Source organism: Vibrio hepatarius (genome assembly GCF_001274785.1).
Classification (GTDB): Bacteria; Pseudomonadota; Gammaproteobacteria; order Enterobacterales; family Vibrionaceae; genus Vibrio; species Vibrio hepatarius.
This window is the reverse complement of sequence record NZ_LHPI01000042.1, coordinates 1-8425: the sequence shown is the minus strand read 5'-3', so window position 1 is coordinate 8425 and position 8425 is coordinate 1. Positions and strand designations below refer to the sequence as shown.

Genomic DNA, 8425 nt, shown 5'->3' with positions numbered 1-8425 from the left:
AGCAACGATGTTACGCAGCAGCCCGTCTTATTCATGAGAGCTCTCAAAGTGACTCATTTTCGGCAGCTTGATGACCCTCTAACCGTTTTCGGGCTGGGGGGTACGATTTTCGGTAGTGTATTTACTTTGTCAGCGTAAAAACAGAAAGGTTTTGTGCCTGCTTTCAGCTCTTTCACAGCTTTTCTTATCATTTAGGCAAGATAAAACCTCAGCCGTTCAGCCGATAACCTGTTTGTTGCGTGCCTCGGTTTAAGTTTGAGCCTGATGCAGTCGAGGCAAGTTTTTAAGCAGACTGGGCCACCATTTGCCGCCGGACTGTCCGATATGAACTGCTATTTTTCGCGCATGCACGGCCACGGTTGCTGCTGTTTTCAGGATCTGCTCGGGGACTTTGCGTATGCTCCAGCCCTTTTGTGTGACGCGCTCCATCAGCGCTCGCAGACTGTGCAGCATCTGATAAGCGTAGAGACTCAGCAGCAGGCTGACCTGATTGCGGCCCATCACCTGTTGCACGGTAGACGCACCACGGCAGGTAGAAGATAGGTGAACGTTGAGCGTGTCTTTCAGTTCGCCCATGTGCCCCTCAGCTTTCCCGCGTTTGCGGTACAGCTGCAGAATTTTATGCGGTGTCCAGTCTTTCCAGTCCAGGCTGGTGACTAGGAAAAAATGTTTTAAAAACAGATCATCCGGTTGCTCGCAGACCACTAAAATAATGCGGCGCGGCTTCTCCCAAGACTGTGCCTGATAGTAAAACTCATGGCACCACTCGCGTAGTTGATGGGTTGGCCGACCCACTGGGCGCTTGAGGTAGTGTGCCGCTTCGCGCTCAAGTACGGTATTGCTGGACAATCGACCAACATATTCAATATTGGCGTCATCCAGTGCCGAAAGTGTTGGGTTGCCAGTAAAACCCGCATCAAAACGAACTCTGACCTTGGTGCCGGTTGTCTTGCCAATCCGTTCAACCAGCTTGGGAATCCAGTACTCAGCTTGTACTGCACAACCGCTGTTTCCCTCTCGTAACAGGCCGCCAACCATGTCGCCCGTTTCAGCGATAGAAGCCACCAGCGGTGAGTAGTGTGAATAACCAACATAGCTGTTGTAGCCCGTTCTGACTTGTTGGCCAAAAGTTTCAATGGGCAGGCCATCGACATCCAACGTGATCGATGACAATGGCTTGCCGCTGCGCATCGAAGACAGTCGCCACATGGCCATGTCGAGCAAACCGTCATGAAATGCAGACTGGTTGATATCTGTGGCCAACAGATTCAGAAGACGCGACAGGGTTGGCTGCGAAGGACGGGGCTGCTCTAGTGGCGTGGTGCTGCGCTGATCGCTGCAGGCCAGCTGCAAAACTGGGTCGTTTGCTAGTGTTTGCGTATCACTCAGATCGTCCCAGCCCAGCGCACGCTGAACCAGCAGAGTACGAAGCTGACTGGACAAACTATGTTGCACACGTGCGGGGTCACGATCATCAAGCAACTGCCGATCCAAGCTCTCAATCACACCGCTGCGATCGAGCACCTCGCGCAGCAAGAATGCACCGGCATCACTACTGGTTTTCCGTTCACTGAGCTGCACTGAAACAGATAAGTTGCAGGATGGTTTCCAGCTTGGTAGTGTTTCACCCATGGGGAGTGGCCCTCTCTAATCAAGTTCTTGCCGAACATATTGATTATAAAGAATAAACCACTCGCCTTCTTTATTTTAGGTCAAGGCTCGTGAATAAGACGGGATTACAGCCCTAGAAGAAGCTGAACTGGTTTTAGTTGACGCAAGTTAACCTAGCACTACCCCACTATTTTTTGTAACAAACATTGGAGTTTATAAAATGAGTAAGCAGTTTTTAGAAGCGTTAAAAAAGCGTCGTAGTCAGTATGCCTTGGGTAAAGAGCTACCCCTAGCAGAGCAAGAAGTTACTGAAATTATTAAAGAGGCAATTCGCCAATCGCCTTCATCATTTAATTCACAAAGTTCACGCGCAGTTATTTTACATGGCGCACAGCATGAAAAGTTTTGGGATATCGTTAAAAACGAACTTCAAAAAATTGTACCAGCTGAAGATTTTGCTCCAACAGAAGCTAAAGTTAACAGCTTTGCAGCGGGCGCAGGTACAGTTTTATTTTATGAAGACCAAGATGTTGTAAAAGGCTTACAAGAAAACTTTGCACTTTATGCCGATAACTTCCCAATTTGGTCAGAGCATTCAACAGGTATTGCACAACTAGCGGTTTGGACTGCCTTATCTGAAGCCAACATAGGTGCCAGCCTACAGCACTATAATCCATTACCTGATGCAGCCGTAGCAGCTGAGTGGAATATTCCTGCAAGCTGGAAACTACGCGCCCAAATGCCTTTTGGTTCACACCAAGGTGAGTTTTCAGAAAAAGAATTTATGGCGGATGAAGATCGCTTTATCGTCCTATAAGGGTTTTTTCTAAGCATTTTCTATCAGCACTTAAAGTGATTCTTTTTAATAGCAGGTAAATTAGCTTAATAGGCTGGTTTACCTGTTTTTTTTGTTATGGACAAACTATGTTGCACACGTGCGGGGGCACGATCATCCAGCAACTGCCGATCCAAGCTCTCAATCACACCGCTGCGATCGAGCACCTCGCGCAGCAAGAATGCACCGGCATCACTACTGGTTTTCCGTTCACTGAGCTGCACTGAAACAGATAAGTTGCAGGATGGTTTCCAACTTCCTAGATTCTACGTCAGTACTTCAAAAAGCATAATCAAAGCCTTGATAAATATGCATTCCTTCGAAATTCAGCTTTCACCCATTGGGTGAAAGAAAAGTGCTCAAAAATATGTTAAATTATCAGCTTTTATGACTCGATATATGGTAAAATAATAGTAAGAAAAGTAGTAAAAAGGGGTTCTAATTATGATTAATAAAATTGATTTCAAAGCTAAGAATCTAACATCAAATGCAGGTCTTTTTCTGCTCCTTGAGAATGCAAAAAGCAATGGGATTTTTGATTTTATTGAAAATGACCTCGTATTTGATAATGACTCAACAAATAAAATCAAGATGAATCATATAAAGACCATGCTCTGCGGTCACTTCATTGGCATTGATAAGTTAGAACGTCTAAAGCTACTTCAAAATGATCCCCTCGTCAACGAGTTTGATATTTCCGTAAAAGAACCTGAAACAGTGTCACGGTTTCTAGGAAACTTCAACTTCAAGACAACCCAAATGTTTAGAGACATTAATTTTAAAGTCTTTAAAAAACTGCTCACTAAAAGTAAATTGACATCCATTACGATTGATATTGATAGTAGTGTAATTAACGTAGAAGGTCATCAAGAAGGTGCGTCAAAAGGATATAATCCTAAGAAACTGGGAAACCGATGCTACAATATCCAATTTGCATTTTGCGACGAATTAAAAGCATATGTTACCGGATTTGTAAGAAGTGGCAATACTTACACTGCAAACGGTGCTGCGGAAATGATCAAAGAAATTGTTGCTAACATCAAATCAGACGATTTAGAAATTTTATTTCGAATGGATAGTGGCTACTTTGATGAAAAAATTATCGAAACGATAGAATCTCTTGGATGCAAATATTTAATTAAAGCCAAAAGTTATTCTACACTCACCTCACAAGCAACGAATTCATCAATTGTATTCGTTAAAGGAGAAGAAGGTAGAGAAACTACAGAACTGTATACAAAATTAGTTAAATGGGAAAAAGACAGAAGATTTGTCGTATCTCGCGTACTGAAACCAGAAAAAGAAAGAGCACAATTATCACTTTTAGAAGGTTCCGAATACGACTACTTTTTCTTTGTAACAAATACTACCTTGCTTTCTGAAAAAGTAGTTATATACTATGAAAAGCGTGGTAATGCTGAAAACTATATCAAAGAAGCCAAATACGACATGGCGGTGGGTCATCTCTTGCTAAAGTCATTTTGGGCGAATGAAGCCGTGTTTCAAATGATGATGCTTTCATATAACCTATTTTTGTTGTTCAAGTTTGATTCCTTGGACTCTTCAGAATACAGACAGCAAATAAAGACCTTTCGTTTGAAGTATGTATTTCTTGCAGCAAAAATAATCAAAACCGCAAGATATGTAATCATGAAGTTGTCGGAAAACTATCCGTACAAGGGAGTGTATGAAAAATGTCTGGTATAATAAGAATATCATCAATAAAATTGAGTGTTGCTCTGTGGATAACTTGCAGAGTTTATTAAGTATCATTGCAGCAAAGATGAAATCAATGATTTATCAAAAATGATTGAAAGGTGGTTGTAAATAATGTTGCAATGTGTGAGAAGCAGTCTAAATTCTTCGTGAAATAGTGATTTTTGAAGCTAATAAAAAACACACGTGGAATTTAGGTTAGACTATAAATAGAAAAAAGAGTTTTGACAATGACAGAGATTATCAAAGATTTATACCAATTTACAGAGGTAATGGAGCCGATTAAGCTTTCAATGCACCAATACTTATTGATGACAAATGAGCCTGTTCTCATTCAGACCGGAGCCGTATCACAAGCGCAAACTACCATTCCTAAGTTGCAAGAGTTGCTCGGTGAACGCAAAATAAAATACATTCTAATTTCTCATTTTGAATCAGACGAATGTGGCGGACTTGCTTTGGTTCTCAAAGAACATCCCGAAGCTGTCGCGGTTTGTTCCGAAACCACAGCAAGACAACTGATGGGGTTTGGTATTACTAACAATGTGCTTATTAAAAAGCCGAATGAAATATTTGCCGGAGATGATTTTGAATTTCAAGCTATCAGTTACCCAGCTGAAATGCATATGTGGGAAGGACTTTTATTTTTTGAAAAGAAACGTGGTATTTTCTTTAGCAGCGACCTCATGTTCGGCATGGGTGAGAATCACGGACAAGTTATCGAAAGCAGTTGGGACGCAGCGGTAAAATCAAGCGGCGCAGATACATTGCCCAATCAAGAATCCGGACAAAAGCTATCCTCGGATTTGAGTGAGATTGAACCTAAGTTCGTTGCTTCCGGTCATGGGTTTTGCATTACGATTGTAGGATAAATCAAGCAAATAGACCTTGCAAAATAAGCATTTGCAAATATACCACTTCATAAAACCGTATACTGTAATTATCAAGATTTTGAACGATATTGAAAAACAGTAACTTAAAGGCTCGATATATTTATAATATATCGAGCTTTTTTCATGTCTAAAAACTTGGGGGTATATAGTGAAAAATACCGTCCCAACGTCCCAAAGGCTGATAAGTAGGCGCATTATATGGGAACTTGGTAGTGTTTCACCCATGGCGAGTGGCCCCCTCTAATCAAGTTCTTGCCGAACATATTGATTTTAAAGGATAAACCACTCGCCTTCTTTATTTTAGGTCAAGGCTCGTGAATAAGACGGGAGCAGGGCAGTCGCCCTAAAACAAAGTTAGATGCACTAAGCACATAATTGCTCACAGCCAAACTATCAGGTCAAGTCTGCTTTTATTATTTTTAAGCGTGCATAATAAGCCCTACACAAATTGGGAGATATATCATGAAAGGCTGGCTTTTTCTTGTTATCGCAATAGTTGGCGAAGTAATCGCAACATCCGCATTAAAATCTAGCGAGGGCTTTACTAAGCTTGCCCCTTCCGCCGTTGTCATAATCGGTTATGGCATCGCATTTTATTTTCTTTCTCTGGTTCTGAAATCCATCCCTGTCGGTGTTGCTTATGCAGTCTGGTCGGGACTCGGCGTCGTCATAATTACAGCCATTGCCTGGTTGCTTCATGGGCAAAAGCTTGATGCGTGGGGCTTTGTAGGTATGGGGCTCATAATTGCTGCCTTTTTGCTCGCCCGATCCCCATCGTGGAAGTCGCTGCGGAGGCCGACGCCATGGTGACGGTGTTCGGCATTCTGAATCTCACCGAGGACTCCTTCTTCGATGAGAGCCGGCGGCTAGACCCCGCCGGCGCTGTCACCGCGGCGATCGAAATGCTGCGAGTCGGATCAGACGTCGTGGATGTCGGACCGGCCGCCAGCCATCCGGACGCGAGGCCTGTATCGCCGGCCGATGAGATCAGACGTATTGCGCCGCTCTTAGACGCCCTGTCCGATCAGATGCACCGTGTTTCAATCGACAGCTTCCAACCGGAAACCCAGCGCTATGCGCTCAAGCGCGGCGTGGGCTACCTGAACGATATCCAAGGATTTCCTGACCCTGCGCTCTATCCCGATATTGCTGAGGCGGACTGCAGGCTGGTGGTTATGCACTCAGCGCAGCGGGATGGCATCGCCACCCGCACCGGTCACCTTCGACCCGAAGACGCGCTCGACGAGATTGTGCGGTTCTTCGAGGCGCGGGTTTCCGCCTTGCGACGGAGCGGGGTCGCTGCCGACCGGCTCATCCTCGATCCGGGGATGGGATTTTTCTTGAGCCCCGCACCGGAAACATCGCTGCACGTGCTGTCGAACCTTCAAAAGCTGAAGTCGGCGTTGGGGCTTCCGCTATTGGTCTCGGTGTCGCGGAAATCCTTCTTGGGCGCCACCGTTGGCCTTCCTGTAAAGGATCTGGGTCCAGCGAGCCTTGCGGCGGAACTTCACGCGATCGGCAATGGCGCTGACTACGTCCGCACCCACGCGCCTGGAGATCTGCGAAGCGCAATCACCTTCTCGGAAACCCTCGCGAAATTTCGCAGTCGCGACGCCAGAGACCGAGGGTTAGATCATGCCTAGCATTCACCTTCCGGCCGCCCGCTAGCGGACCCTGGTCAGGTTCCGCGAAGGTGGGCGCAGACATGCTGGGCTCGTCAGGATCAAACTGCACTATGAGGCGGCGGTTCATACCGCGCCAGGGGAGCGAATGGACAGCGAGGAGCCTCCGAACGTTCGGGTCGCCTGCTCGGGTGATATCGACGAGGTTGTGCGGCTGATGCACGACGCTGCGGCGTGGATGTCCGCCAAGGGAACGCCCGCCTGGGACGTCGCGCGGATCGACCGGACATTCGCGGAGACCTTCGTCCTGAGATCCGAGCTCCTAGTCGCGAGTTGCAGCGACGGCATCGTCGGCTGTTGCACCTTGTCGGCCGAGGATCCCGAGTTCTGGCCCGACGCCCTCAAGGGGGAGGCCGCATATCTGCACAAGCTCGCGGTGCGACGGACACATGCGGGCCGGGGTGTCAGCTCCGCGCTGATCGAGGCTTGCCGCCATGCCGCGCGAACGCAGGGGTGCGCCAAGCTGCGGCTCGACTGCCACCCGAACCTGCGTGGCCTATACGAGCGGCTCGGATTCACCCACGTCGACACTTTCAATCCCGGCTGGGATCCAACCTTCATCGCAGAACGCCTAGAACTCGAAATCTAACGTCCGTTCGGGCATCGAGGTCCATGTCGGGGTGGGACGGGCCCGTGGCTTCAAGATCACTTGCAGTCCGACCGCGATGTCTTGGTTGCGCGAGAGGTTGTCGATATCCTCCACTTCCATCATCAACCCTGGATAATGCCGCCGCCGTCATCGCCGCCGACGCCCGTGCCGGGCTTTTCGGGCCTGTCAGGCTTGCTCGGCCTTCAGCCTGCCTGGGCGAGATCTCCGGCGGACGGATTAACGGCGGAGCTTCGCCGCCTTTCGTGCGTGTGAAGGCCGAAGATAGTTCTCTCAAAAACATCCGTTTATGAGAGATACCAAATGTCATTTTCAGAAGACGACTGCACCAGTTGATTGGGCGTAATGGCTGTTGTGCAGCCAGCTCCTGACAGTTCAATATCAGAAGTGATCTGCACCAATCTCGACTATGCTCAATACTCGTGTGGGCTCTGTTGCAAAAATCGTGAAGCTTGAGCATGCTTGGCGGAGATTGGACGGACGGAACGATGACGGATTTCAAGTGGCGCCATTTCCAGGGTGATGTGATCCTGTGGGCGGTGCGCTGGTATTGTCGCTATCCGATCAGCTATCGCGACCTTGAGGAAATGCTGGCGGAACGCGGCATTTCGGTCGACCATACGACGATCTATCGCTGGGTCCAGTGCTACGCCCCGGAGATGGAGAAGCGGCTGCGCTGGTTCTGGCGGCGTGGCTTTGATCCGAGCTGGCGCCTGGATGAAACCTACGTCAAGGTGCGGGGCAAGTGGACCTACCTGTACCGGGCAGTCGACAAGCGGGGCGACACGATCGATTTCTACCTGTCGCCGACCCGCAGCGCCAAGGCAGCGAAGCGGTTCCTGGGCAAGGCCCTGCGAGGCCTGAAGCACTGGGAAAAGCCTGCCACGCTCAATACCGACAAAGCGCCGAGCTATGGTGCAGCGATCACCGAATTGAAGCGCGAAGGAAAGCTGGACCGGGAGACGGCCCACCGGCAGGTGAAGTATCTCAATAACGTGATCGAGGCCGATCACGGAAAGCTCAAGATACTGATCAAGCCGGTGCGCGGTTTCAAATCGATCCCCACGGCCTATGCCACGAT

Annotated in this window: 9 protein-coding genes; 8 read left to right on the top strand and 1 reads right to left on the bottom strand. The window is 48.1% G+C overall.

Annotated elements, in window-relative coordinates; translation table 11 throughout:
• Positions 1–249 precede the first annotated feature (249 nt).
• The gene (locus tag AKJ31_RS21770) at positions 250–1632 is read right to left on the bottom strand and encodes an IS1380 family transposase (protein WP_053411097.1); all 1383 of its coding nucleotides are present in this window, start codon (positions 1630–1632) and stop codon (positions 250–252) included.
• Positions 1633–1831: 199 nt separating this feature from the next.
• Here AKJ31_RS21770 and AKJ31_RS21765 point away from each other — a divergent pair, with 199 nt between their 5' ends.
• The 8 genes from AKJ31_RS21765 to AKJ31_RS21735 all read left to right on the top strand — a co-directional run.
• A complete protein-coding gene (locus AKJ31_RS21765; RefSeq protein WP_053411096.1) occupies positions 1832–2428 on the top strand; it encodes a nitroreductase family protein in 597 nt (198 codons plus the stop codon).
• 107 nt (positions 2429–2535) lie between these two features.
• Positions 2536–2673: a hypothetical protein gene (locus AKJ31_RS23485; protein ID WP_245639088.1), complete on the top strand. Its 138-nt coding sequence runs from the start codon at positions 2536–2538 to the stop codon at positions 2671–2673.
• A 217-nt stretch (positions 2674–2890) separates the two neighbouring features.
• Complete coding sequence (locus AKJ31_RS21760; protein WP_000608644.1) at positions 2891–4153, top strand: IS1380-like element ISEcp1 family transposase; 1263 nt, start codon at positions 2891–2893, stop codon at positions 4151–4153.
• Positions 4154–4392: 239 nt separating this feature from the next.
• Positions 4393–5034 carry an oxygen-binding di-iron domain-containing protein gene (locus tag AKJ31_RS21755; RefSeq protein ID WP_053411095.1) on the top strand — a complete coding sequence of 214 codons (642 nt, stop codon included), beginning with the start codon at positions 4393–4395 and terminating at the stop codon, positions 5032–5034.
• 483 nt (positions 5035–5517) lie between these two features.
• Complete coding sequence (locus AKJ31_RS21750; protein ID WP_000679427.1) at positions 5518–5865, top strand: quaternary ammonium compound efflux SMR transporter QacE delta 1; 348 nt, start codon at positions 5518–5520, stop codon at positions 5863–5865.
• Positions 5859–6698, top strand: a complete 840-nt coding sequence (gene sul1, locus AKJ31_RS21745) for a sulfonamide-resistant dihydropteroate synthase Sul1 (protein ID WP_000259031.1) — start codon at positions 5859–5861, stop codon at positions 6696–6698. The genes AKJ31_RS21750 and sul1 overlap by 7 nt, the downstream gene beginning before the upstream one ends.
• 127 nt (positions 6699–6825) lie before the next feature.
• Positions 6826–7326 (top strand): GNAT family N-acetyltransferase, encoded by a 501-nt coding sequence (locus AKJ31_RS21740; protein ID WP_000376623.1) that lies wholly within the window; start codon positions 6826–6828, stop codon positions 7324–7326.
• A 506-nt stretch (positions 7327–7832) separates the two neighbouring features.
• Positions 7833–8425 (top strand): IS6-like element IS6100 family transposase (locus AKJ31_RS21735; protein WP_045626558.1); only part of this gene is annotated, 593 nt, incomplete at its 3' end.